This is a genomic window from Stenotrophomonas sp. CASM101, from assembly GCF_049384845.1.
Lineage (GTDB): Bacteria > Pseudomonadota > Gammaproteobacteria > Xanthomonadales > Xanthomonadaceae > Stenotrophomonas > Stenotrophomonas hibiscicola.
Genome location: NZ_JBMRFR010000001.1, coordinates 575,599 through 598,545, shown reverse-complemented (window position 1 = coordinate 598,545; position 22,947 = coordinate 575,599). Strand labels below are relative to the sequence as shown.

General features: G+C 66.4%; 24 protein-coding genes. 11 read left to right on the top strand and 13 right to left on the bottom strand.

All coding sequences use genetic code 11. The features are described 5' to 3' along the window. The first annotated feature begins 405 nt into the window (after window positions 1–405). The 3 genes from VG543_RS02905 (at window position 406) to VG543_RS02895 (ending at window position 1,845) form a co-directional block, all read left to right on the top strand. Window positions 406–843, top strand: coding sequence for a hypothetical protein (locus tag VG543_RS02905; protein WP_058979329.1), 438 nt, complete (start codon window positions 406–408; stop codon window positions 841–843). 248 nt (window positions 844–1,091) lie between these two features. Further along, complete coding sequence (locus VG543_RS02900; protein WP_144435314.1) at window positions 1,092–1,484, top strand: hypothetical protein; 393 nt, start codon at window positions 1,092–1,094, stop codon at window positions 1,482–1,484. A 58-nt stretch (window positions 1,485–1,542) separates the two neighbouring features. Beyond that, window positions 1,543–1,845 carry a hypothetical protein gene (locus VG543_RS02895; protein ID WP_423177674.1) on the top strand — a complete coding sequence of 101 codons (303 nt, stop codon included), beginning with the start codon at window positions 1,543–1,545 and terminating at the stop codon, window positions 1,843–1,845. A 176-nt stretch (window positions 1,846–2,021) separates the two neighbouring features. Here the strand turns inward: VG543_RS02895 and VG543_RS02890 are convergent, their stop codons facing one another. The 5 genes from VG543_RS02890 to VG543_RS02870 form a co-directional block, all read right to left on the bottom strand. After that, entirely contained in the window at window positions 2,022–3,278 is a 1,257-nt protein-coding gene (locus VG543_RS02890; protein ID WP_010483557.1) for a cysteine desulfurase, read from the bottom strand. After that, window positions 3,275–4,537, bottom strand: a complete 1,263-nt coding sequence (gene sufD / locus VG543_RS02885; RefSeq protein ID WP_288041608.1) for a Fe-S cluster assembly protein SufD — start codon at window positions 4,535–4,537, stop codon at window positions 3,275–3,277. The genes VG543_RS02890 and sufD overlap by 4 nt, the downstream gene beginning before the upstream one ends. Next, the gene (gene sufC / locus VG543_RS02880; protein WP_058979323.1) at window positions 4,537–5,301 is read right to left on the bottom strand and encodes a Fe-S cluster assembly ATPase SufC; all 765 of its coding nucleotides are present in this window, start codon (window positions 5,299–5,301) and stop codon (window positions 4,537–4,539) included. The genes sufD and sufC overlap by 1 nt, the downstream gene beginning before the upstream one ends. Window positions 5,302–5,375: 74 nt before the next feature. Continuing rightward, window positions 5,376–6,851: a Fe-S cluster assembly protein SufB gene (sufB, locus tag VG543_RS02875; protein ID WP_049434499.1), complete on the bottom strand. Its 1,476-nt coding sequence runs from the start codon at window positions 6,849–6,851 to the stop codon at window positions 5,376–5,378. Between the two features lie 18 nt (window positions 6,852–6,869). Beyond that, window positions 6,870–7,325: an SUF system Fe-S cluster assembly regulator gene (locus VG543_RS02870; RefSeq protein ID WP_005408436.1), complete on the bottom strand. Its 456-nt coding sequence runs from the start codon at window positions 7,323–7,325 to the stop codon at window positions 6,870–6,872. Window positions 7,326–7,531: 206 nt separating this feature from the next. On the opposite strand from VG543_RS02870, the gene VG543_RS02865 reads away from it, so the two are divergent. Both VG543_RS02865 and VG543_RS02860 read left to right on the top strand, forming a co-directional pair. Next, window positions 7,532–7,999: an SET domain-containing protein gene (locus VG543_RS02865; RefSeq protein ID WP_026346957.1), complete on the top strand. Its 468-nt coding sequence runs from the start codon at window positions 7,532–7,534 to the stop codon at window positions 7,997–7,999. Window positions 8,000–8,160: 161 nt separating this feature from the next. Next, window positions 8,161–8,703 (top strand): type 1 glutamine amidotransferase domain-containing protein, encoded by a 543-nt coding sequence (locus tag VG543_RS02860; RefSeq protein WP_019659400.1) that lies wholly within the window; start codon window positions 8,161–8,163, stop codon window positions 8,701–8,703. A 75-nt stretch (window positions 8,704–8,778) separates the two neighbouring features. On the opposite strand, the gene VG543_RS02855 is transcribed toward VG543_RS02860, so the two are convergent. From VG543_RS02855 to VG543_RS02840, 4 genes are all read right to left on the bottom strand, one after another. Further along, on the bottom strand, window positions 8,779–9,375 hold the full coding sequence (locus VG543_RS02855; RefSeq protein WP_019659399.1) for a DUF1439 domain-containing protein: 597 nt from the start codon (window positions 9,373–9,375) through the stop codon (window positions 8,779–8,781). A gap of 82 nt (window positions 9,376–9,457) precedes the next feature. Then, entirely contained in the window at window positions 9,458–10,006 is a 549-nt protein-coding gene (locus VG543_RS02850) for a hypothetical protein (protein ID WP_423177673.1), read from the bottom strand. Window positions 10,007–10,061: 55 nt separating this feature from the next. Further along, window positions 10,062–10,370, bottom strand: coding sequence for a DUF3861 family protein (locus VG543_RS02845; RefSeq protein ID WP_019659397.1), 309 nt, complete (start codon window positions 10,368–10,370; stop codon window positions 10,062–10,064). Window positions 10,371–10,624: 254 nt separating this feature from the next. Then, the gene (locus VG543_RS02840) at window positions 10,625–11,023 is read right to left on the bottom strand and encodes an HU family DNA-binding protein (RefSeq protein WP_005408442.1); all 399 of its coding nucleotides are present in this window, start codon (window positions 11,021–11,023) and stop codon (window positions 10,625–10,627) included. A gap of 372 nt (window positions 11,024–11,395) precedes the next feature. Between VG543_RS02840 and VG543_RS02835 the strand changes: the two genes are divergently transcribed. Continuing rightward, a complete protein-coding gene (locus VG543_RS02835) occupies window positions 11,396–11,827 on the top strand; it encodes an OsmC family protein (protein WP_251102627.1) in 432 nt (143 codons plus the stop codon). A gap of 99 nt (window positions 11,828–11,926) precedes the next feature. Here the strand turns inward: VG543_RS02835 and VG543_RS02830 are convergent, their stop codons facing one another. Continuing rightward, window positions 11,927–12,805, bottom strand: coding sequence for a PhzF family phenazine biosynthesis protein (locus VG543_RS02830; protein WP_180876185.1), 879 nt, complete (start codon window positions 12,803–12,805; stop codon window positions 11,927–11,929). A gap of 114 nt (window positions 12,806–12,919) precedes the next feature. Beyond that, the gene (locus VG543_RS02825) at window positions 12,920–13,795 is read right to left on the bottom strand and encodes a PhzF family phenazine biosynthesis protein (RefSeq protein WP_423177672.1); all 876 of its coding nucleotides are present in this window, start codon (window positions 13,793–13,795) and stop codon (window positions 12,920–12,922) included. 75 nt (window positions 13,796–13,870) lie between these two features. Between VG543_RS02825 and VG543_RS02820 the strand changes: the two genes are divergently transcribed. The 4 genes from VG543_RS02820 to VG543_RS02805 all read left to right on the top strand — a co-directional run bounded on the left by VG543_RS02820 (window position 13,871) and on the right by VG543_RS02805 (window position 19,913). Continuing rightward, window positions 13,871–16,465: a bifunctional aspartate kinase/diaminopimelate decarboxylase gene (locus tag VG543_RS02820; RefSeq protein WP_134735513.1), complete on the top strand. Its 2,595-nt coding sequence runs from the start codon at window positions 13,871–13,873 to the stop codon at window positions 16,463–16,465. 76 nt (window positions 16,466–16,541) lie between these two features. Then, window positions 16,542–17,894 (top strand): UDP-N-acetyl-alpha-D-muramoyl-L-alanyl-L-glutamate epimerase, encoded by a 1,353-nt coding sequence (gene murL, locus VG543_RS02815; RefSeq protein ID WP_019659392.1) that lies wholly within the window; start codon window positions 16,542–16,544, stop codon window positions 17,892–17,894. Next, window positions 17,875–19,284 (top strand): UDP-N-acetylmuramoyl-L-alanine--D-glutamate ligase, encoded by a 1,410-nt coding sequence (gene murD / locus VG543_RS02810; protein ID WP_423177671.1) that lies wholly within the window; start codon window positions 17,875–17,877, stop codon window positions 19,282–19,284. Before murL ends, murD begins: the two co-directional genes overlap by 20 nt. Before the next feature lie 95 nt (window positions 19,285–19,379). After that, window positions 19,380–19,913: a hypothetical protein gene (locus VG543_RS02805; protein ID WP_423177670.1), complete on the top strand. Its 534-nt coding sequence runs from the start codon at window positions 19,380–19,382 to the stop codon at window positions 19,911–19,913. Between the two features lie 87 nt (window positions 19,914–20,000). Here the strand turns inward: VG543_RS02805 and VG543_RS02800 are convergent, their stop codons facing one another. After that, a complete protein-coding gene (locus VG543_RS02800) occupies window positions 20,001–20,594 on the bottom strand; it encodes an SMI1/KNR4 family protein (protein WP_329847191.1) in 594 nt (197 codons plus the stop codon). A gap of 133 nt (window positions 20,595–20,727) precedes the next feature. Between VG543_RS02800 and VG543_RS02795 the strand changes: the two genes are divergently transcribed. Then, on the top strand, window positions 20,728–21,519 hold the full coding sequence (locus tag VG543_RS02795) for a dienelactone hydrolase family protein (RefSeq protein WP_423177669.1): 792 nt from the start codon (window positions 20,728–20,730) through the stop codon (window positions 21,517–21,519). Window positions 21,520–21,772: 253 nt separating this feature from the next. Here the strand turns inward: VG543_RS02795 and VG543_RS02790 are convergent, their stop codons facing one another. After that, window positions 21,773–22,771, bottom strand: coding sequence for a polyprenyl synthetase family protein (locus tag VG543_RS02790; RefSeq protein ID WP_005408451.1), 999 nt, complete (start codon window positions 22,769–22,771; stop codon window positions 21,773–21,775). Window positions 22,772–22,947 lie beyond the last annotated feature (176 nt).

Genomic DNA, 22,947 nt, shown 5'->3' with positions numbered 1-22,947 from the left:
GCTTGGTTGAAGAATAGGAGGTTTCGCATTGAGCGCTATCGATGTAAAGAATCTCGTTCTAGCCTGTCTGCGGAGGCTTTTGGAATCCGAGCCTGCTTCCGTGGAGCAGGTGTCTAGCTGGTACCAGAGGGCGGAATTTATCAAGAACGTGCTTCGGTCAAGTTCGTATGAAATCGGTGTTCCTCACGTGATATGGCACTATCTTGATGATGCCGATATCCGTATTCGCGATCCCCGCTATGCCGAAGCACAGGTGTTGGCCGTTAGGCGGAGTATTGATGAGTGGGCTTGAGTGCATTCAGAGAAGCTATGAAAAATACATGTTGCTGGCCAGATTTCATTGCGGCATCTCTCTCAAACTCTAACCCTCCGGATCTCCCTCTCCTCCGGGAAGACTGGGCTGGGATGGCGTTTGATCGCAACCTGTATGAGGATTTTGCTCCGAATGATGTTTGGGTGGCGTGGCTGAGCGCACTTTCGGAGCACTTTGCAGATATCGCGATGTGCGCGGTTCGATGTTCAGAGAGCTCCGACGGCGGAAACCCCGTGGAAATTGAGCGAGGTCTGGATGGCCTGCGCTCCTACTGGTTGGAAGATGGGAACTTCATGCGTGATCATTTCTTGTTTTCGCGTGATGGTCGCTGGGTTGTAAAGCTGGATCAGGACGTGACGTTATTTGCGGGAGATGTCACTTTCCTTGCGGATGTTGTCGCGCGACTTGGTGGTGTAGAGCATGTCGAGAAGATGATGCGACGGGACCTGATTGGTACAGCTGAGGACGTAGTTGGTCTCGGTGGGTACGTCAAGGGGCTTCTTGCGCCATTGAACGCATCGAATCCATAGCTGATTGCTACGTAGAAGATTGGGTGTGCGGGCGCTATGTGATGGAGTAGCTTCAAAGGGCCTGCAACGCCGGTGATTGTTCGGCATGCTCCGCAGGCTTTTCCGTCACCCGCGGCGTATTGAATTGGGACTAAGCCATGAATGGCTCTGTTTGCTGTTGATTCGGGTGGTACTCGCGGTGGGGCCGTGGCTTGTGTGGCTCCGGCAGTCGCACAGGAAGTCGTTTCAATGTTCGGAGGCTGCAAGAAATGGCGAACTGCAAGTTGGATGCTGAGCACTCAACCGCGTGGAGTGGTCGAATCCAATCATGCCTGGCTGCTGTGGTTCTTTCGCTGGGGTTGCAGGGTTGTGATTGGTTGTCGGATCCGGTGATTGTTGTAAAGAATGTTGGAAGGGGCGTGATTTATGGCGTCAGCTTGGAGGTTGGCGGTGGTGTGGTAGGCGTAGGATCAATTCCTGTCGGTGAAAGCAGGGTTGTGAAGCCTGAGGTCGCTACTGATTCCTCACTTCTTGTAACTTACTACGAGAGCAGTGTCCGCGTGGTTTGCCATGGGGATGTGTATTTTACGAATAATCTGTACGTCAGAGTTGAGGCGGATGTGGGTGGAGGGGTTTGCCGTATTGCAGAAATTGCGGATTGATTTGATCTTCGGCGCCTGTTTGACGAGTTTTTATAGCGCGTAGCCAGGGTGAAGAACGATGAAAAGCCTTGTTGAGAGCTTCCCCATTTGGGCTTCCATCATTCTAGGTGCCATGTGGGTAAACGCATTTGCGGCTCACAGAATGTTGCTGAAAATCGAGCGTGAACGGCCGGAAGTACTCGCTGCAGTCGGAATCATCAAGGTTGATTGGTGGCTTAGGTGCTTGCGCGGTATTGCAGTGCTTGCCCCTACTTCCAAAGGGCAGACGCTCCATCAGGGGGAACGGTGGGTGTTGAGGGGCGTCGTGATGATGTACGTTTTCTTGATTGCCTCCGGGGTGTCCATGCTTGTTGGCATGTAGAAGACGGTGTCACAAGGCCGTTGATGATGGATGGATCGGCATTAGGGTGAGATTGCCCGTTCCTGGCATCACTCAGCATTTCCCCGTTACGCCTCTGCTTGCTTGCGTCCAGCGCGCAATAAAAAACGCCGCAGTTCCCTGCGGCGTTCTCGTACTTCCCTGATTCTGGCGAATCCTCAGCCCAGCAGCTTCCGCACCTTGGTCAGTGCGGTCATGAACCGCTCGATCTCGGCATGCGTGTTATAGAAGGCCAGCGAGGCGCGGCAGGTAGCCGCGACGCCGAAGTACTGCAGCAGCGGGTGTGCGCAGTGCTGGCCCGAGCGCACGGCCACGCCTTCCAGATCCAGAAGGGTGGCCAGATCGTGCGCATGCGCGCCATCGATCAGGAACGAGACCACCGCAGCCTTCTCCGGCGCTTCGCCGATGATGCGCAGGCCGTCGACGCGGCGCAGCTCTTCGGTGAAGTGCGCCAGCAGTTCGGCTTCGCGGGCTTCCACGTTCTCCTGCCCAAGCTGCTGCAGGTAGTCGGCAGCCACACCCAGGCCGATGAAACCGGCGATGTTCGGGGTGCCGGCTTCGAACTTGTGCGGGGCATCGTTGAACACGGTGCCGTCGAAGCTGACTTCCTTGATCATCTCGCCGCCACCGAGGAACGGCGGCATCGCGTCCAGGTGCTCGCGGCGCGCCCACAGTGCGCCGGTACCGGTCGGGCCGCACATCTTGTGGCCGGTGATGGCGTAGAAGTCGCAGCCGATCGCGGCGACATCGACCTTGCGGTGCGGCACGGCCTGCGAGCCATCGACCACGGTGATAATGCCGCGCTTGCGCGCTTCGCGGCAGATCTCGCGCACCGGGTTGACCGTGCCCAGCACGTTGGAGACGTGGGTGACGGCCAGCAGCTTGACCTCCGGGGTCATCGCCGCGCGCAGCGCATCCAGATCGAGTGCGCCGTCAGGCGTGATCTCGGCCACGCGGATGGTGGCGCCGGTACGCTGCGCGACCAGCTGCCACGGCACGATGTTGGCGTGGTGCTCCATGCGCGTGATCAGGATCACGTCGCCGGCCTTCAGCCGCGGCAGCGCCCACGAATAGGCCACCAGGTTGATGGCGAAGGTGGTGCCGCTGCACAGCACCAGGTCGCTGGGCCGCACGTTGAGGAAGCGCGCCAGCGTGTTGCGTGCGCCTTCGTAAGCGTCGGTGGCTTCGCTGCCCAGTGCATGCACCGCGCGGCTGACGTTGGCGTTGTAGCGGCGGTAGAACTCGTCCACCGCGCCGATCACCTGCACCGGCTTCTGGCCGGTGTTGGCATTGTCGAAATAGACCAGCGGCTTGCCATGCACTTCACGCATCAGCAGCGGGAAGTCGAGGCGGACGCGGTCCCAGTCGGGGGCGCCGGTGCGTTCTTCGATCGGGCGCGGCGTGGACAGGTTCATGCCACACCTGCCTCGGCCAGCGCCTTGTCCAGACGGTGTGCCAGCTGCGCACGCAGTGCGTCCGGCAGGATCTTCAACGGCTCGTGGCAGAACGCGGCGCTCAGCAGTGCCTGCGCCTGTGCCTGCGGCAGGCCGCGCGAGCGCAGGTAGAACAGCGCGTTGGCATCGAGCTGGCCAACGGTCGCGCCATGCGCGGCCTTCACTTCGTCGGCGTCGATCACCAGCGTCGGCTGGGTGTCGATCTCGGCGTCGGCCGACAGCAGCAGGTTCTTGTTGGACAGGTTCGCGTCGGTGCCATCGGCGCCTTCGCGGATCTGGATGCCACCATGGAACACCACGCGGCTGCGGTTGGCGGCGACGCCGCGCCACAGCAGTTCGCAGGCGGTATCGCGTGCGATGTGGTCGATACCCAGGCGGGTTTCGACGTGGCGGCGGCCATTGCCAAGCAGCACGCCGTTGGCGGTCAGCTGGGCATTGTCGCCTTCCAGGCGCACGTTCAGTTCATGGCGGCTGAGCGCGGCGCCCAGTTCCAGGTCCACGCGGTGGTACTGCGCGTCGCGGGCCAGCACCGCGTCGGTGCGCAGGAAGCTGGTCTGGCGCGCGCTGCCGGCCTGCACGCGGGCGTGCTTGAGCACGGCATCGCGAGCGACGTGGGCATGCAGCACGGTGTTGTCCAGGTGGGCGGAGTCGCCCACGCTGAAGCGGTGCTCGACCACGCCCAGGCTGGCGCCGGCACGCAGTTCGATCAGGTGGCGGTGATGCCAGGCCAGGTCGGTGTCGCCGGCGACGCTGGCGAACACCAGCTGCAGCGGCACGTCGACCTGCACGCCTTCATCCACGCGCAGCACCACGCCTTCATCGGCCAGCGCGGCATTCAGGCGGGCGAAGATCTCCTCGCTGCGCTCGTAGCGGCGGCCAAGGAAACGCACGGCGTCTTCGCCAGCGGCCAGTGCGGCCGACAGCGGCTGCAGCTGCACGCCGGCCGGGAGGGCCTGCACGTCGCTCAGCGCGGCATCGAGGCGGCCGTTGACGAACACCAGGCGCGGCGCCGGGATGTCGTCCAGCAGGGCGGCGTCCAGCGCCGGGCCCTGCAGCGGTGCCGCAGCGAACGCACGGCGTTCCAGCTGCCGCAGCGAGGTGTACTTCCAAGCCTCGTTGCGGGCGGCCGGCAGGCCGTCACGCAGGGCCGCATCCAGCACTTCGCGGCGCGCATCGCTGCCGCAGAAGGCCTGGGCCATCGAATCAAGCAAGGCGCTCATCAGACCGCCGCCTCGGGCACGACCCGGTCCTTCAGGAAATCATAGCCGTGCGCTTCCAGTTCCAGGGCCAGTTCCGGGCCACCGGTCTTGACGATGCGGCCATCGGCCAGCACGTGCACCACGTCCGGCTTGATGTAGTCCAGCAGGCGCTGGTAGTGGGTGATGACCAGGAACGAGCGATCAGCAGCGCGCAGTGCGTTGACACCATCGGCCACGCTCTTCAGTGCATCGATGTCCAGGCCCGAGTCGGTTTCGTCCAGGATCGCCAGCTTCGGTTCCAGCACGGCCAGCTGGAAGATCTCGTTGCGCTTCTTCTCGCCACCGGAGAAGCCTTCGTTGACGCCACGGTGCAGCAGTTCGTCCTTCAGGTGCAGCACGGCCAGCTTCTGGCGCACCAGCTTGAGGAACTGCATGGAATCGAGTTCCTCCTCACCGCGTGCCTTGCGCTGGGCGTTCAGTGCCGCGCGCAGGAAGTAGGTGTTGTTCACGCCCGGGATCTCCACCGGGTACTGGAACGCCAGGAACAGGCCGGCAGCGGCGCGCGCTTCCGGGTCCTGCTCCAGCAGGTCGACGCCGTCGAACTGCACGCTGCCTTCGGTCACTTCGTAGCCTTCGCGGCCGGCCAGGACATTGCCCAGGGTGGACTTGCCGGCGCCGTTCGGGCCCATGATGGCGTGCACCTGGCCCGGCTGGACGTCCAGCGACAGGCCCTTGAGGATTTCCTTGTCGCCGATGCGGGCGTGGAGGTTTTCGATCTTCAGCATGGTGGGGATTTCCGTGGGGCGGGCCGCGGCCCGCCGGTAAAGAGAATGCGTTTGCGAGGGGCAGGGGCGGGCGGTCAGCCCACCGAACCTTCCAGCGAGACTTCCAGCAGCTTCTTGGCTTCCACCGCGAACTCCATCGGCAGTTCGCGGAACACCTGCTTGCAGAAGCCGTCGACGATCATCGACACCGCGTCTTCCTGGCTGATGCCACGGGCGCGGCAGTAGAACAGCTGGTCGTCGGAGATCTTGGAGGTGGTGGCCTCGTGCTCGACGGTGGCGCCCGGGTTCTTCACCTCGATGTAGGGGAAGGTGTGCGCGCCGCACTGCTTGCCGATCAGCAGCGAATCGCACTGGGTGTAGTTGCGCGCGCCATCGGCGTTGCGGTCCACCCGCACCAGGCCGCGGTAGGTGTTCTGGCCTCGGCCGGCGCTGATGCCCTTGCTGACGATCTTGCTCTTGGTGCGCTTGCCGATGTGGATCATCTTGGTGCCGGTGTCGGCCTGCTGGCGGTGATGGGTCAGCGCCACGGAGTGGAACTCGCCCACCGAGTCGTCGCCCAGCAGCACGCAGGACGGGTACTTCCAGGTGATCGCCGAGCCGGTCTCGACCTGGGTCCAGGTGACCTTGCTGCGCGCGCCGCGGCACTCGGCACGCTTGGTGACGAAGTTGTAGATGCCGCCGACGCCGTTCTCGTCGCCCGGGTACCAGTTCTGCACGGTGGAGTATTTGATCTCCGCGTCTTCCAGCGCGACCAGCTCGACCACGGCGGCGTGCAGCTGGTTCTCGTCGCGCATCGGCGCGGTGCAGCCTTCCAGGTAGGACACGTAGGCCTTGTCCTCACACACGATCAGGGTGCGCTCGAACTGGCCGGTGTGGCCGGCGTTGATGCGGAAGTAGGTGCTCAGCTCCATCGGGCAGCGCACGCCCTTGGGGATGAACACGAAGCTGCCATCGGAGAACACCGCCGAGTTGAGCGCGGCGAAGTAGTTGTCGCCGACCGGCACCACGGTGCCCAGGTACTGGCGGACCAGCTCCGGGTGCTCCTTGATGGCCTCGGACATTGAGCAGAAGATGATGCCCTTCTCGGCCAGTTCCTTGCGGAAGGTGGTACCGACCGACACCGAGTCGAACACCGCGTCCACCGCCACGCCTGCCAGCTTGGCACGCTCGTGCAGCGGCACGCCCAGCTTGTCGTAGGTGTCCAGAAGCTCCTTAGGCACGTCATCCAGCGAGGCGTACTTCGGGCCCTTCGGCGCGGAGTAGTAGCTGAGCGCCTGCAGGTCGATCGGGGCGATCTCCAGCTTGGCCCAGTCCGGCATCGGCATGGTCAGGAAGTGGCGGTAGGCGTCCAGGCGCCACTGCGTCATCCACTCCGGCTCGTCCTTCTTGGCCGACAGGGCACGGATGGTGTCCTCGTCCAGGCCCGGCGGCAGGGAGTCCGACTCGATCTCGGTGATGAAGCCGGCCGAATACTTGCGGCCGAGCTGCTCGTGGATCTCGCGGTTGGGGGTGTCGTCGTGGGCGACGTTTTCGATGGTTTCGGTGGCCATGGGGGGGCTGCCTGTGGATCAGGAGACGACGTCGACAGCGATGGTGCGGCGCTGTTCGTCATCGGCAAGGGGGAGAGGGGGCAGGATCTGGGCGAGGGTGACATCGCGCAGGGCCTCGGAGACCACGTCGTTGATCAGCCGCCAGCTGCTGCGCGCGCCGCACTTGGGCGCCATGCCGCACTGGTGGTGGTCGTGGCTGCATTCGGTCAGGGCCAGCGGCCCTTCCATCGCTTCGACCACTTCGAACAGCGAGATCTCGATGGCCGGGCGGGTCAGGCGGTAGCCGCCACGGACACCGCGCAGGCCTTCGACCAGGCCGGCCTGGGCCAGTGGCTTGAGCACCTTGCTGACGGTGGGCGGCTCCAGGCCGGTGAATTCGGCCAGCTCGGTGGCACTGAGCACCTCGCCCGGACGGGCGGCAAGCACGGTCAGTACGACGGTGGCGTAATCGGTGAGCTTGGTGACACGCAACATGGGGATGCGAGTGGTTCTTAAAGCGGACTGAAATTGTACGCTTTTATTCGCCGCCATCCAACCCGGGCATTCAGCCGGCGCTGGGCCGGGCGGGAGGACGCGCCGGGCCGTTGCCGGGGCGCCATGCTGCGCTACCGGGGTGATTTTCGCAATCACCCGGAATGGGCGAGAATCCAGGTTCCATCCGCTGCAAACAGCCCGTGCCGATGCCGAAGAAGATCCAAGCCCGCAAGTCCGCCATCCATGGCAACGGCGTGTTCGCCGTGGCCCCGATCAAGCAGGGCGAGCGCGTGATCCAGTACAAGGGCCTGCTGCGCAGCCACGGCGATGTTGATGCCGATGACAGCGGCGACGTCGAAAGCGGCCACACCTTCCTGTTCACCCTCAACGACGACTGGGTGATCGATGCCAACTACAAAGGCAATGACGCGCGCTGGATCAACCACAGCTGCGAGCCGAACTGCGAGGCCGTGATCGAGGAAGACGAGGACGGCGACAGCCGCGGTGACAAGGTGTTCATCGAGGCGCTGCGTGACATCACGCCCGGCGAGGAACTGACCTACAACTACGGCATCACTCTGGCCGAGCGTCACACTGCCAAGCTGAAGAAGATCTGGGAGTGCCGCTGCGGCTCGCCCAAGTGCACCGGCACCATGCTGCAGCCCAAGCGCTGACCGGTACCGGGTAGGGCCGGCCGCTGGCCGGCATGGCGCGATGCAGGTGCCGGCCAGCGGCCGGCACCACCTGGAGCTCTCCACCTGCCGTGCACGGCAGGGTCACTGCCCTGCAAGGGCCGTTCTTCCATTCTGTCGGCACCCCCAACCGGAGTGCACCCATGGCAGAACGATTGAAGGGCAAGCAGATTGCCATCCTTGCCACCCACGGCTTTGAACAGTCCGAACTGACCGAACCCAAGCGGCTGCTGGAAGCCGAAGGCGCGCGCGTCAGCGTCGTGTCGCCTGCAAAGGAGGCGACGATCAAGGGCTGGAAAGAGAAGAACTGGGGCGACGCCGTTGCAGTGGATATTCCGCTGGATGAGGCCGATCCGGCCAGCTTCGATGCCCTGGTGCTGCCGGGAGGGGTCATCAATCCGGACACGCTGCGTACCGACGAGGCTGTACTCGGCTTTGTCCGCGCAGTAGACGAAGCAGGCAAGCCTGTGGCGGCGATCTGCCATGGCCCGTGGCTGCTGATCAACAGTGGCCTCGCCGATGGCCGCGCGCTGACGTCCTGGCCGTCCCTGCAGCAGGATCTGACCAATGCGGGGGCGAACTGGCGCGATGCCGAGGTGGTGGTCGACGGTAACGTGATCACCAGCCGCAAGCCGGATGACATTCCGGCCTTCAGCGAGGCGGTGGTAAAAGCACTTGCCGCGTGATGCCTTGCCGGTAGTGCCGGCCCCTGGCCGGCACGCAAGTGAGACGCGTGCCGGCCAGCGGCCGGCACTACCTTCTTATTTGCCCAGCAGGCCCGCTGGCACCAGGTTGCCCAGGTTCTGGTTGAAGGTGACCACCAGCTTGCCGTTCTTCACCTGTGCCGACTGCACCTGCAGGGCGCCGAGCATGCCGGCCACGGCCGGGTCCAGCTTGTAGATCGGCTCCCGCTGGGCGTAGTCGCTCAGCCAGGCGTTGAGCAGGCCGCGGGTACGGGAGTCGAGACGACCGCCCTGGTTGGCCGGGGTGAAGTCATCCACGCTCGGCTGCTGCAGGTGGAACCCCTGGGTCTGCGCGTCGTAGCGCAGGCCGCTGCTCAGCTTCACCGTACCCAGTTTGGCCGGGCTACCACCGGCAGTGGCCAGTGCCACGTCCATGCCAAGGTTCAAGCGCTCGCCGGCCGGAAGGCTCAGCTGCGGGTGGCTCATCGTCAGGGCGATCAGGCCGCCGAGCGCGTCCTGCGTGCGCGGGAAGCTGCCATCAAGGTACTGCTGTACGTCGCTGGCACCGACCGACAGTTCCCGGCCGGAAATGGAAGGCGCAGCCTGGGCGCCGATTGCAGCGGCGATCAGCACGGTGGAGGCCGCGAGGCGGGTCATCAGGGAACGCAGGCGCATGGCAGAGACCGATGGATGCGGAATGGATGGTTCAAAGAGTAGCGTTGCCGGCTGAATCGCGCGTGCATGCCGCCGCAACGGTTCAGTCCAGCGATGGCCGCAGTTGTGCCGACTGGATCTGCCAGGCGCTGCCGTCGGCGCTGGGTTGCACCCGGTACCAGCCGCCGAAGCGGAAGGTGCCCTCAGGAGTCATCGCGCGGATCCGCACCGGAACCTCCAGCAGCTGCGGCGGCTGGTGGCCGTCGCGCGCGATCGGCAGCTCGCTGGTCAGGCGCAGGCTGCGTACGTCCGTCAGCTGGCGCAATGCGGCATCGTCAGCGCGCCGGGCATCGCTGGGCGGGAAAGTCCACGCGGCGTCGGCGGCCTTGCGATCGCGATTGAGCAGGGCCATGACATACGCGTTGAGCATGGCCGCGGGCAGCTCGGCGTCGGCCGCGACGGCAGCAAACAGGGGATCGACATCGATGGCCCGCGCAGCCGCTGCATCGCTTGCTGCGGCGGTCTGCGGCTTCGTGCTGGCAGTCGTGCTGGCCGCTACCGGCGGTGCGGCATCCGCTGCGTTGGATTGCGATGGCGGCCTGGAGCAGGCCAGCAGCACCAGTGGTGCGATCAGTATCAGGAACCTGCGCATGCCAGCCTCCTCCCCGAGGCGAACGGAAGGAGGCAGTGTATCGGCTGTGCGGCGATCAGCGGGAGGAGGGCAGCTGTTCCAGTGCATCCAGCGCCGGCAGCACCTGCGCGGCGATGGCGGCCAGGGCATGGCCTTCTGTTTCGGCGTGGCGCTGCACGATGTCGCGCAGCAGCTGGGTGGCGATCACCAGGGTCGCGCGCTCGTCGCCGCTGACGCCAGCGGTGCGCGGCGCCGCTTCCAGCAGGCGCATGAGGTCTCGGCTGGCGCGATGTTCCAGTTCGATGGTGCAGCGCCCGGTGCACTGCAACCCGTCCTTTTCGATGGGGGTCACCGAGATCCGGTAGCGGGTGGAGGGGCTGGCCATGAGGGGACGCTCGCCGTAGCTGTGGAGGATGTGCCCACCTTAGGCAAGGCCGTGCCCGGCGGCGATGGCCGGGGCTGCACGCAGTGTTCCACCCGGTACGTTCCGGGGCCGCAACGCACCACGCCCAGCCAATGGCGACGGGCCTGTACGCGCATTCCCGGGGATGCGGCAACGCTGTGTTGCGGGCTGTGGTTGGGACAAAAAAAACGGGACGGCCAGAGCCGTCCCGTCGGAATCCGCGTTGGGGCGCGCGCTTACAGCGCGGCGTCCTTCAGCTTCTTCAGCGGACGCACCTTCAGCTTGGTGGTGGCCGGCTTGGCAGCGAACCACTGCTCTTCCTTGGTGAACGGGTTGATGCCCTTGCGCTTCGGCTTGGCCGGCACATTGACGGTGGTGATCTTCAGCAGGCCCGGCAGGGTGAACGAGCCAGCGCCCTTCTTGTGCACCGAGGAGGCGACGGCGCTTTCCAGCGAGGCCAGCACAGCGCGGACGTCCTTGGCGACGACGCCGGAGGCTTCAGCGATGTGTGCAACCAGGCCGGACTTGGTCAGCACTTCCTTGATCGGCTTCGGAGCGGCCGGCTTGGCGGCTGCCTTCGTCGCGACTTTCTTCACTGCCTTCTTCGGGGCAGCCTTCTTAGCGGTCTTTGCCATGGTTTCCTGTTCCGTGAACGGTTGGTTGTTTGGTCGGCGCCGAACCCCGTCGGCAAGCGCAATGTAGGGCAACTCTTGGGCGCCGCCAATAGCCCGAAGCGCGGAAAGTGCATGTTTTTTCATATCCAGGCCGATTCAGTACATGGCCGGCGGTGGGGGCTGGGGGCGTGTCAGCGTGCTCGAAGCCCGCCGCCTGCCCATTGGTGCACTGCGCGAAACCACTGAAAACAAGAGGAAAATGCGTTGCGCGCTGGCGAGGAAGTGTCCATCTTCCGGGGTCGGGGGCGACGTGGGGCGTGCGGCGGAGCGACGCAGGGCTAACGCGTGGCATGCGAGGGTGGCCGTTCATCACCGCCACGCAGGAGCAGCACAATGGGAATCTCGCGACACGCCACCGCGCACTGGGAAGGCGATCTGAAGTCGGGCAAGGGGCAGCTGAGCACGCCGCAGAGTGGACTGCTGGACAAGACCCGCTACGGCTTCAACAGCCGCTTCGGCGACGAAAAGGGCACCAATCCAGAAGAGCTGATTGCCGCCGCACATGCCGGCTGTTTCACCATGGCGCTGTCGGCCAAGCTCGGCGAGGCTGGCTTTACCCCGACCTCGCTGGACACCGAAGCCAAGGTCGACCTGTCGATGGAAGGCGGCCCGCAGCTGTCGCAGATCCGGCTGAAGGTAAAGGCGGTGGTGCCTGGCATCGACGCGACGCAGTTCCGCGCCATTGCCGATGACGCCAAGCAGAACTGCCCGGTGTCCAAGGCGCTCAGTGCGGTGCCGATCAGCCTGGAAGCCGAACTGGCCTGAGCCGACGCATCTGTAGAGCCGAGCCCATGCTCGGCTTCTGCAGCTCCCGTGATCTGGCCGGAGAGCAGCCGAGCGCGGGCTCGGCTCTACAGTGTCCCTTTACCAATCGATGGTGCCGGTGATGACGGTCTGCACCTGGCCGCCTGACCATACCTCGCCATCCTCATCGACCAGCAGGGTCAGGCGCGCGTCATGGCCGACTTCGCGGCCCTGGCTGACTTCGAACGGCGTCCGCCCACGCGGCAGCGCGTCGCGCAGGTCCAGCCATGCGGCAAGCACCGCATTGGCCGCACCCGAGGCGGCGTCCTCGAAGCGGCGACCGTTGCCGACGAAGGCACGCACGGCCAGATCGAATCCCTCACCGCCATCGCTGAAGGCATAGGCGAACACGCCCATGCTGTCGGTGGACTCGGCCAGTGCGGCCACCGCATCCCAGTCGGGTTGCAGGGCGCGCAACGCGGCTTCATCGGCCACCTGCACCACCCACCAGCTGCGCCCGCCCTGCATGCGCGCCGGCGGCAACGAACCCAGCGGCCAGCCCCTCAGTGCAGCCTGCAGGCGTGGATCGCAGGCCTCGGCAGTTTCGGCCAGCTGCGCGCGCGGGGTGCGGATGGCGATGCGCTGTTGCGTACCCTCACCGCTGACGCGCAGCGGCAGCGCGCCGGCAATGCCGTCCTGCACCAGCACACCGTCAACCGCTCCGGCCAGGCCCACCTGCAGCACCGCATGCGCGGTGCCGACGCTGGGGTGGCCGGCGAACGGCACTTCCTTCTGCGGGCTGAACATGCGCAGCCGGTAGCTGGCACCGGCTGCCTGGGGCGGGAACACGAAGGTGGTCTCGGGCAGACGCGTCCAGCGCGCGATCGCCTGCATGCTGGCGTCGTCCAGGCCGTCGGCATCGAGTACCACGGCCAGCGGGTTGCCAGCGCCGGCGCGCGGGGAGAACACATCCAGCTGCAGGAAACGGCGGGTGGTCATCGGGGCGAAACTCCAGGATCGGTTGGCGCGCAGCTTAACGCGCGGTTGTAGAGCCGAGCCCATGCTCGGCTGTGTCGGGGGTGTGAGAAGAAGCAGCCGAGCGTGGGCTCGGCTCTACAGCCAACGGATCTGGCCGTCGATGACCGGCTGCACCTGGCCGCCGATCCACACCGTGCCCTGCGCGTCGACCTGCACCTGCACGCGGCCATCGCGGCCCACTTCGCGGCCCTGGCTGGCCACGTAGCGGCCCTCGCGGCCGGGCAGGGCATTGTGCTGCCGCAGCCAGGCGCCTATCAGTGCATTGGCACTGCCGGTCACGGGATCCTCGGGCACGGCGGGCGCATCAGCGGGGCAGAAGGCACGCACCACGCGGGTGTGGCCGGTGCCGGCTTCATCGGCGAAGACGGCCAGGCCTGTAGCGTCGGTGGCGAGGCTCCAGGCGGCCAGCGCGGCCATGTCCGGCAGCAGGCTGCGCACGGCGTCGGCATCGCGCAGTGGCAGCAGCCACCAGCGTGCGCCGTTGTCCCAGAGTTCGGGCACCTGCCCGTCGGCAGCGAGCGCCAACAGCGCGGCGGGCGCTCCGCCTGCCTCCGTGTCCAGTTGCCGTGCCGGCGGGCTGGCCAGCTGGATCTCCAGTGCCTCGGCCGGGCCGCTCACCCATACCGGCAGCAACCCTGCCGCGCACTGCTGCAGCAGGGCGCCGGCGCGAGGCTGGGCCAGGCCGCAGGTCACCGCCGCCCAGGCGGCGCCGACGCTGGGGTGGCCGGCAAACGCCAGCTCGCGGGTTGGGGTGAAGATGCGGATGTGGTAATCGGCGCCGGGCGCGGTGGGGCGCAGGAAGAACACCGTCTCGGAGAGGTTCAGCCAGGTAGCCAGGGCCTGCATCTGGCTGCTGGAGAGCCCGTCGGCGTCCAGGATGGCGCCCAGCGGGTTGCCGGTGCCGGGGCGGGCGGCGAAGACATCGAGCTGCAGGTAACGGAGGACGGCCATCTACGGGGATATTGCGCTTAGAATCAAAGGTTCCGCCCCCGAGGGCGGCTTCCCCACATTCTACATAGCCAATCCATGTCAGCTTCCCCCCTTGTCGATCGTTGGATCGTACTGAAGTTCGGCGGCACTTCGGTGTCGCGTCGTCACCGCTGGGACACGATCGGGAAGCTGGCGAAAAAACGCGCGGAAGAGACCGGCTCGCGCGTGCTGGTGGTGGTATCGGCGCTGTCCGGGGTCACCAACGAACTGACCGCGATTGCCGACGGCGCGCCCGATAGCCGGGACCGCGTGGCAGCGCTGGTCGAACGCCATGAAGGCTTCCTGGCCGAACTCGGCCTGGGTCGCGAGGTGCTGGCCGAACGGCTGGCCGCGCTGCAGGGCCTGCTCGACGATGCGCGTGCAGCCACCCGTCCGCTCGACTGGCAGGCCGAAGTGCTGGGCCAGGGCGAGCTGCTGTCCTCCACCCTGGGCGCGGCCTACCTGCGCGCCTCGGGCCTGGACATGGGCTGGATGGATGCCCGCCAGTGGCTGGACGCGATGCCGCCGCAGCCGAACCAGAGCGACTGGTCGCAGCGGCTGTCGGTGAACTGCCAGTGGCGCGCAGACGCGGAGTGGGTGCAGCGCTTCCGCGCGCAGCCGACCCGCCTGCTGATCACCCAGGGCTTCATTTCGCGGCATGCCGATGGCGGTACCGCCATCCTCGGCCGTGGTGGCTCGGATACCTCGGCGGCGTACTTCGGTGCGCTGCTCGGCGCCAGCCGGGTGGAGATCTGGACCGATGTGCCGGGCATGTTCAGCGCCAATCCCAAGGACGTGCCGGACGCGCGCCTGCTGACCCGCCTGGACTATTACGAAGCGCAGGAAATCGCCACCACCGGCGCCAAGGTGCTTCACCCGCGCTCGATCAAGCCGTGCCGCGATGCCGGCGTGCCGATGGCCATCCTCGATACCGAGCGCCCGGAACTGCCGGGCACCAGCATCGATGGCAGCGCCGCACCGGTGCCGGGGGTGAAGGCGATCAGCCGCCGCAACGGCATCGTGCTGGTGTCGATGGAAGGCATCGGCATGTGGCAGCAGGTCGGCTTCCTGGCCGATGTGTTCAACCTGTTCAAGAAGCACGGCCTGTCGGTGGACCTGATCGGTTCGGCCGAGACCAACGTCACCGTGTCGCTGGACCCGTCCGAGAACCTGGTCAACACCGATGTGCTGGCCGCGCTGTCGGCCGACCTGTCGCAGATCTGCAAGGTGAAGGTGATTGTGCCGTGCGCGGCGATCACCCTGGTGGGCCGCGGCATGCGCTCGCTGCTGCACAAGCTGTCTGACGTGTGGGCCACCTTCGGCCGCGAGCGCGTGCACATGATCTCGCAGTCGTCCAACGACCTGAACCTGACCTTCGTCATCGACGAGGCCGATGCCGATGGCCTGCTGCCGATCCTGCACGCAGAGCTGATCGACAGCGGCGCGATGCCGGTGGAGGAGACCGAAGTGTTCGGCCCGCGCTGGCGCGAGATTGCCGGCACCGTGCGCCCGCGCGGCACGCCGTGGTGGCGCGGCCAGCGTGCGCACCTGCTGCAGCTGGCCGATGCCGGTACGCCGCGCTACGTCTATCACCTGCCGACGGTGCGCGCCCGCGCCCGTGCACTGGCCGCAATCAAGCCGATCGACCAGCGCTACTACGCGATCAAGGCCAACAGCCACCCGGCCATCCTGCAGCTGCTGGAAGCCGAAGGCTTCGGCCTGGAGTGCGTGTCGCACGGCGAGCTGAAGCATGTGTTCCAGCACCTGCCGGAACTGTCGCCCAAGCGCGTGCTGTTCACCCCCAGCTTCTGCCCGCGCAGCGAGTACGAGGCGGCGTTCGCGCTGGGCGTGACCGTGACCGTCGACAACGTGGAAGCGCTGCAGCGCTGGCCGGACCTGTTCCGCAACCGCGAGCTGTGGCTGCGCGTCGATCTGGGCCGGGGCGAGGGCCACCACGCCAAGGTCCGCACCGGTGGCAAGGAGTCCAAGTTCGGCCTGCCGATCGCCCGCGTCGACGAGTTCGTGCGCGCGGCCACCGAACTGGGCAGCCGCGTGGTGGGCCTGCATGCGCATCTGGGCAGCGGCGTGGAAACCGCGCAGCACTGGCGCCTGATGTGCGATGAGCTGGCCGGTTTCGCCCGCCGCATCGGCAGCGTGCAGACCATCGATATCGGTGGCGGCCTGCCAATTCCGTACAGCGACGAAGACGAACCCTTCGACCTGGACGCCTGGGCCGAGGGCCTGGCCGAGGTCAAGGCGCTGCACCCGGCATTCCGCCTGGCGATCGAGCCGGGCCGCTACCTGGTGGCCGAATCGGGCGTGCTGCTGACCCATGCCACCCAGGTGGTGGAAAAGGACGGCGTGCGCCGTGTCGGCCTGGACGCCGGCATGAACGCACTGATGCGCCCGGCGCTGTACGACGCCTGGCATGACATCGAGAACCTCAGCCGCCAGGGCGGTTATGCCGAAGCGGCGTTCGATGTGGTCGGCCCGATCTGCGAATCCAGCGATGTGTTCGGCAAGCGCCGCAAGCTGCCGGTGTCCACCGCGCCGGACGACGTGATGCTGATCGCAGATGCCGGTGCCTACGGCTATGTGATGGCCAACACCTACAACCAGCGGATGTTGCCGCGCGAAGACGTGATCGAATGATCACCATGCGCGCCCTGCACCCGCCCACCGACACGCCCCGCGCCCTCGCGCGGGCCCGTGCCTGACCGGATACACCATGACTGCTTTCGACAAACACCAGGTTTCCCGCTTCCGCTTCGTCCGCTGCGACTTCGCAGCGGATACCGGCGTGGCCCGGCTGGTCTACGCCTTCGACGACGGCCCGGAGATGGTGGAAACCATCACCGTGCCGGGCGCCCCGTTCGTGCTGGACGAGGCGCGTGCCGCCGCCGTGCAGCGTGCGCTGCAGCTGCTGCACCTGATCGCCGGCGTCAGCTACTACAAGGCCGGCGTACCGGATACGGTCAGCATCGACAGTTACAGCATCGATGCCGATACCGCCGCACTGGTGGAGACCATTTACCTCAATGGCCTGGGCGAATTCGCCTACCGCAACGGCCTGAACCTGCGCGGCCGCTTCCGGTTGCCGGTGCAGGGCGAGGCCGTGCAGGCGCCGGCGCTGGGTCTGCGGCCGCACGCGCTGGTGGCCATCGGCGGCGGCAAGGATTCGCTGGTCAGCATCGAAGCGCTGCGCCGTGCCGGCGTGGACGAGACCGTGACCTGGATCGGTGGCTCGCAGCTGATCCGTGCGTGCGCTGAGCGCACCGGCCTGCCGACATTGAACCTGGGCCGCACGCTGGCACCGGAACTGTTCGAGTTGAACCGCCAGGGCGCCTGGAACGGCCATATCCCGGTGACGGTGGTGAACTCGGCAATCATGGTGCTGGCCGCGTTGCTGCACGGCGTGGACCAGGTCGTGTTCTCCAACGAGCGTTCGGCCAGCTACGGCAGCCAGATTCCGGGCACCGGCGAAGTGAATCACCAGTGGTCCAAGGGCTGGGCCTGCGAGCAGGCGTTCGGCAGCCATGTGCGCAAGTACGTGGCGGCGGACCTGCAGTACTACTCGCTGCTGCGCCCGATGTCCGAGCTGGCGGTGGCCCGCCAGTTCGCCAAGACCGATTTCTACGACGCGCACTTCTCCAGCTGCAACCGCAATTTCCACATCCTCGGCGAGCGCCCGGTGAACCGCTGGTGTGGCGTCTGCCCGAAGTGCCATTTCGTGTTCCTGGCGCTGGCCCCGTTCATGCCCAAGACGCGCCTGGTGCGCATCTTCGGCCGCAACCTGCTGGACGATGCCGAGCAGGCCGGTGGCTTCGACGCGCTGCTGGAATTCCAGGACCACAAGCCGTTCGAGTGCGTGGGCGAAGGCCGCGAATCGCGTGCGGCGATGGCGACCTTGGCGCAGCGCCCGGAATGGAAGGAAGACCTGTTGGTGAAGCGCTTCTGCAACGAGATCCAGCCGCAGCTGGATGCCGCCGAACTGGAACTGGCACCGCTGCTGCAGCTGCAGGGCGAGCACCGCGTTCCGGCTGCGCTGTGGGAACGGGTGCGTGAAGATTTCGAAGCTTGAAGGAAAGCGCGTCGCGCTGTGGGGCTGGGGCCGTGAGGGCCGCGCCGCGTTTGCGGTGCTGCGTGAGCGCCTGCCAACGCTTGGCCTGAGCCTGTTCTGCCCGGCCGCTGAAGCCGAAGCCGCGCGTGCGGAAACGCAGGGCGCGCTGCAGGTACTTGGCGAACCCTCGGCCGAAGCGCTGGCGGCGTTCGATGTGGTGATCAAGTCGCCCGGCATCAGCCCTTACCAGCCGATCGCGCTGGCGGCGGCAGAGCAGGGCACCACCTTCATCGGCGGCACCGCGCTGTGGTTTGCGGAGCACGCGGCTGACGATGGCATCGTGCACGACACCGTGTGCGTGACCGGCACCAAGGGCAAGAGCACCACCACCGCGCTGGTCGCGCACCTGCTGCGGGCCGCCGGGCATCGCACCGGACTGGTCGGCAACATCGGCCTGCCGCTGCTGGAAGTGCTGGATCCGCAGCCCGCGCCCGAGTACTGGGCGGTGGAACTGTCCAGCTACCAGACCGGTGAGGTGGCGCGCAGTGGCGCCCGCCCGCAGGTGGCCGTGGTGCTGAACCTGTTCCCGGAACACCTGGACTGGCACGGCAGCGAACAGCGTTACATCGAAGACAAGCTGCGGCTGGTGACTGAAGCCGCACCGCGCATCGCCGTGCTCAATGCCGCAGATCCGCACCTGGCGGCACTGTCGCTGCCCGAGAGTGAGGTGGTCTGGTTCAACCAGCCGCAGGGCTGGCACATGCGGGGCGACATCGTGCATCACGGTGAGCAGGCCGTGTTCGATACCCGCAACACGCCGCTGCCGGGCCGTCACAATCGCGGCAACCTGTGCGCGGTGCTGGCCGCGCTGGAGGCACTGGGCCTGGACGCGGTGGCGCTGGCACCGGCGGTGCAGGATTTCCGCCCGCTGCCGAACCGCCTGCAGCGCATCGGCGTGGCCGATGGCCTGACCTACGTCAACGATTCGATCAGCACCACGCCGCACGCCAGCCTGGCCGCGCTGGAGTGCTTCGCCGGGCAGCGCATCGCGCTGCTGGTGGGCGGGCACGACCGTGGCCTGGACTGGACCGATTTCATGCAGCACATGGCCCACGACGTGCCACCGGTGGAGATCGTGACCATGGGCAGCAACGGCCCGCGCATCCATGCCATGCTGCAGCCGCTGGCCGATGCCGGCCGCTTCGGCCTGCACGCCGCCGGCGACCTGCCCGAGGCGATGGCGCTTGCACGCGCGACGCTGGGTGCGCAGGGCGGGGTGGTGCTGCTGTCGCCGGGCGCGCCCAGTTTTGGTGCCTACCGCGATTACGTGGCGCGTGGTCGCCATTTCGCCGAACTGGCCGGATTCGACCCGGACAGCATCAGCGCGATTCCGGGGTTGGGCATCGCCTGATCCGCCGGATCGGGGTCGGATCCCTTTCCTCAGGAAAGGGCTCTGACCCCGGCGAGTTACCATGGGCGTATCCCCGGACGGACCCGGATAGCCGCGTGTGCACCTTCATTACCCTGTTCCTGCCCGCATCCTTATCGCACATTGAAGCCGCCGCGATCATGCAGCGCAGCGGTCGGCGCCTGTTTGCGCAGGATTCGCCCAGCCTGCAGTCAGCGGTCGGGCCCGGTTGGCAGCCGTGGTTGAGTGCCGTGCACTGCGATTGCGGCACGTCGCTGGCCTCGGCGCAGGCGGTTCGTGAGTGGAACGGCGATGCCGAACGCTGGCGCAGGAAGGGCTGGAGCGAAGCGAAGATCGCCCGCGCGTTGGCGGCGCAGTTGGCGCGGCATGAACAGGATCAGCGGGCACTCAGCGATGAAGCCCTGGATGATGCCGGCCAGTGGTTGCAGCGTATCGATGCGCTGTTGCAGGCTGGGGCCGCGCGCATCGGCCTGCTGGTGCGCGACTACGACGGTTCGGTGGGTGCCCGGCAGCCGAAGCCGCCGGAACGCCACTGGCTGCGCGCGCATCTGGCGGCGTCGGATCTACTGGCATTCGAGCCGGGCACGTTGCACTGGATCGAACGCGGGTAGTGCCGGCCGCTGGCCGGCAACCTGCGGGGAAATTCATCCACGCATGGCGTGGCTCTACTGTAGCGCCGAGCCCACGCTCGGCGGCCTTCATTCGTCTTCGTCGATGAAAGCGTAACCGCCGTCAATGAGCTGCTGCAGGTACGCATCGAAGCTTGGCGCGATGACTGCGTAGCTGTCCGGATCGTGCAGGTAGCGCACCACCTGGCCGACGGTGCCACCCGGTGCCGGATCGAAATCCAGGTACAGCATCGAGGTGCCGCCGTTGTTCATGCAGTGCGAGAAGCACAGGCGCCTGCTCATCGGCAGATCACCGTCGATGCCTTCACCCAGGATCTCCGGCTCCTCATCCAGCCACTCTTCGTAGATGGAACGGATGCTGTCGTCCCACTGCTGCTGGTCCTCGAAGATCTGCGCGACCGAGCGCAGGTAGTACGGGTAGCCACCGTCCTCCACGTCCGAGCCGAGCATCAGTACGCAGACCTTGCCGCCGGGGTACTCCCGGTAGTGGGTGCCATCCACGCGCGATAGGAGTTCCACCAGGCTGTCCGGCACCTGCGGCCACTGCACACGCAGGCGCTGCAGGTCTTCAGCGCTGGCGCCCTGCACGTGGACCCACTGCGGGGCATCCTCGGCAGGCAAACGCGGGATCAGGCCAGACAGAAAGCGATCAACAAGAGTCATGCGAAAAAAGGGGACGGAGGGGATCAAGTCGTATCCAACCACACCTGCGTCACGCCGCCAATGCAGAATGCGACGCGGGAGGGGCGAATACGGCTTAATCCCCTCCGTCCCCTTTTTCTTGCGGAGCAGGCGCATGAACCGTTGGCGTTGCGGCGTGGCGATGGTACTGGGACTGGCGGCGATGCCAGCGTGGGCGGCGATGAAGACGCAGCCGGTGGAATGGAAACACCAGGGCACGACCTTCAGTGGCGTGCTGGTCTATGACGATGGCGAGCATGACCAGCGCCCTGGCCTGGTGATGGTGCCGAACTGGAAGGGCGTGAACGAGTCGGCAGTCGAGAAGGCCAAGCAGCTGGCCGGTGATGACTACGTGGTGCTGGTGGCCGATGTCTATGGCAAGGACGTGCGGCCGAAGACCGATGCCGAGGCCGGGCCGGTCGCCAGCAAGCTGCGCAACGACAGGCCCCTGTTGCGGGCACGCGCGCTGGAGGCGGTGAACGTGCTCAAGGCGCAGGCGGGGAAGGTGCCGCTGGATGCCAGCCGGATCGGCGCGGTGGGCTTCTGTTTCGGCGGCACCACGGTGCTGGAACTGGCCCGTGCCGGTGCGCCGTTGGCCGCTGTGGTCAGCCTGCACGGTGGGTTGGGTTCACCGCTGCCGGCGCAGGCCGGTGGCAGCCATCCGTCGGTGCTGGTGCTCAACGGCGCCGACGACAGGAGCGTGACCGCCGAGGACATCGCTGGCTTCCAGAAGGAAATGGACGCGGCCAAGGTCGATTGGGAGTTCACCAACTACAGCGGTGCGGTGCACTGCTTCGCCGAGCGCGACGCCAACAGCCCGCCGGGGTGCCAGTACAACGAGCGGGCGGCCAAGCGCGCGTGGAAGGCGCTGGATGAGTTCTTCGAGGAGCGCTTCGAGAAACGTTGATTCGTGCAGTGGTAGTGCCGGCCGCTGGCCGGCAACCTCATGATGCTGCGGATGTCATCGGGAATGCCGGCCAGCGGCCGGCACTACCGATGCTTCAGTGCCGACCAACGGTCGGCACCTACCGATGCTTCAATGCCGGCCAGCGGCCGGCACTACCAGATGCGGTCAATGCGACCGTTTCAGTGCCGACCATCGGTCGGCACCCACCGGAATGCCGGTTTGGTAGGTGCCGACCGTTGGTCGGCACTACCGGTCAATGCGAGCGCTGCACCGCGTAGCGGGCCAGGCCACGCAGGGCGGCCACGGCATCGTTGTCGCCCAGGCCATCGAGCGCGCGCTCGGCGGCTTCGGCATATTCCTCGGCACGCGCGCGGCTGTACTCCAGGCCGCCGGTGGCACGGATCGCGGCCAGCACTTCCGGCATCGCCGAGGCGTCGCCGTCCTGCACGATGGTGCGCAGGCGTTCGCGGGTAGCGTCGTCGGAGTGGGCCATCGCGTGGATCAGCGGCAGCGTGGCCTTGCCCTCGGCGAGGTCGTCGCCCAGGTTCTTGCCCAGCTCCTCGGCGTTGGCCGAGTAGTCCAGCACGTCGTCGGCAATCTGGAACGCGTAGCCCAGGTGCATGCCGTAGTCGAACAGGGCCTGCTGGGTGGCTTCGTCCACGCCGCTGGCCAGCGCACCCAGGCGGGTGCCGGCGGCGAACAGCACCGCGGTCTTGCGCTCGATCACGCGCAGGTAGGCGGCTTCGTCGGTATCCGGGTTGTGCACGTGCAGCAGCTGCAGCACTTCACCCTCGGCGATGCGGTTGGTGGCGTCGGCCAGGATCTGCATCACCGGCATGCGCTCCAGCTCGACCATCAGCTGGAAGCTGCGCGAGTACAGGAAGTCGCCCACCAGCACGCTGGGCGCGTTGCCCCACAGCGCGTTGGCGGTGCTGCGGCCGCGGCGCAGGCTGGATTCGTCCACCACGTCATCGTGCAGCAGGGTGGAGGTGTGGATGAACTCGATGATCGCCGCCAGCTGGTGGTGTTCCGGGCCGGCCTGGCCCACCGCGTGGCCGGCCAGCATCACCAGCATCGGGCGCAGGCGTTTGCCGCCGGCGGAAATGATGTGGTCGGCGATCTGGTTGATCAGCACGACGTCCGAAGACAGCCGGCGCCGGATCAGGGCGTCGACGGCGGCCATGTCGGCCGCGGCAAGCGACTGGATCTGGGGCAGGCCCAGGGCGGGACGGGTGTCTTCGGTGATGGTCATGCGATCAGGCTTTCAGGCTCACCACTGATTATAGGCGCTGGCCGTGAATTCGGGCGCAAACCGGTCCGCGCGGAAATTCCAGCCCGGCCTGCGCGGCCCTCCGCGTGAATACGTATGCAGGTTGCGCCATGCCCGGGAGCCCGCCGCTAAGCTTGCCGGATCAGGATTTCGGCCCG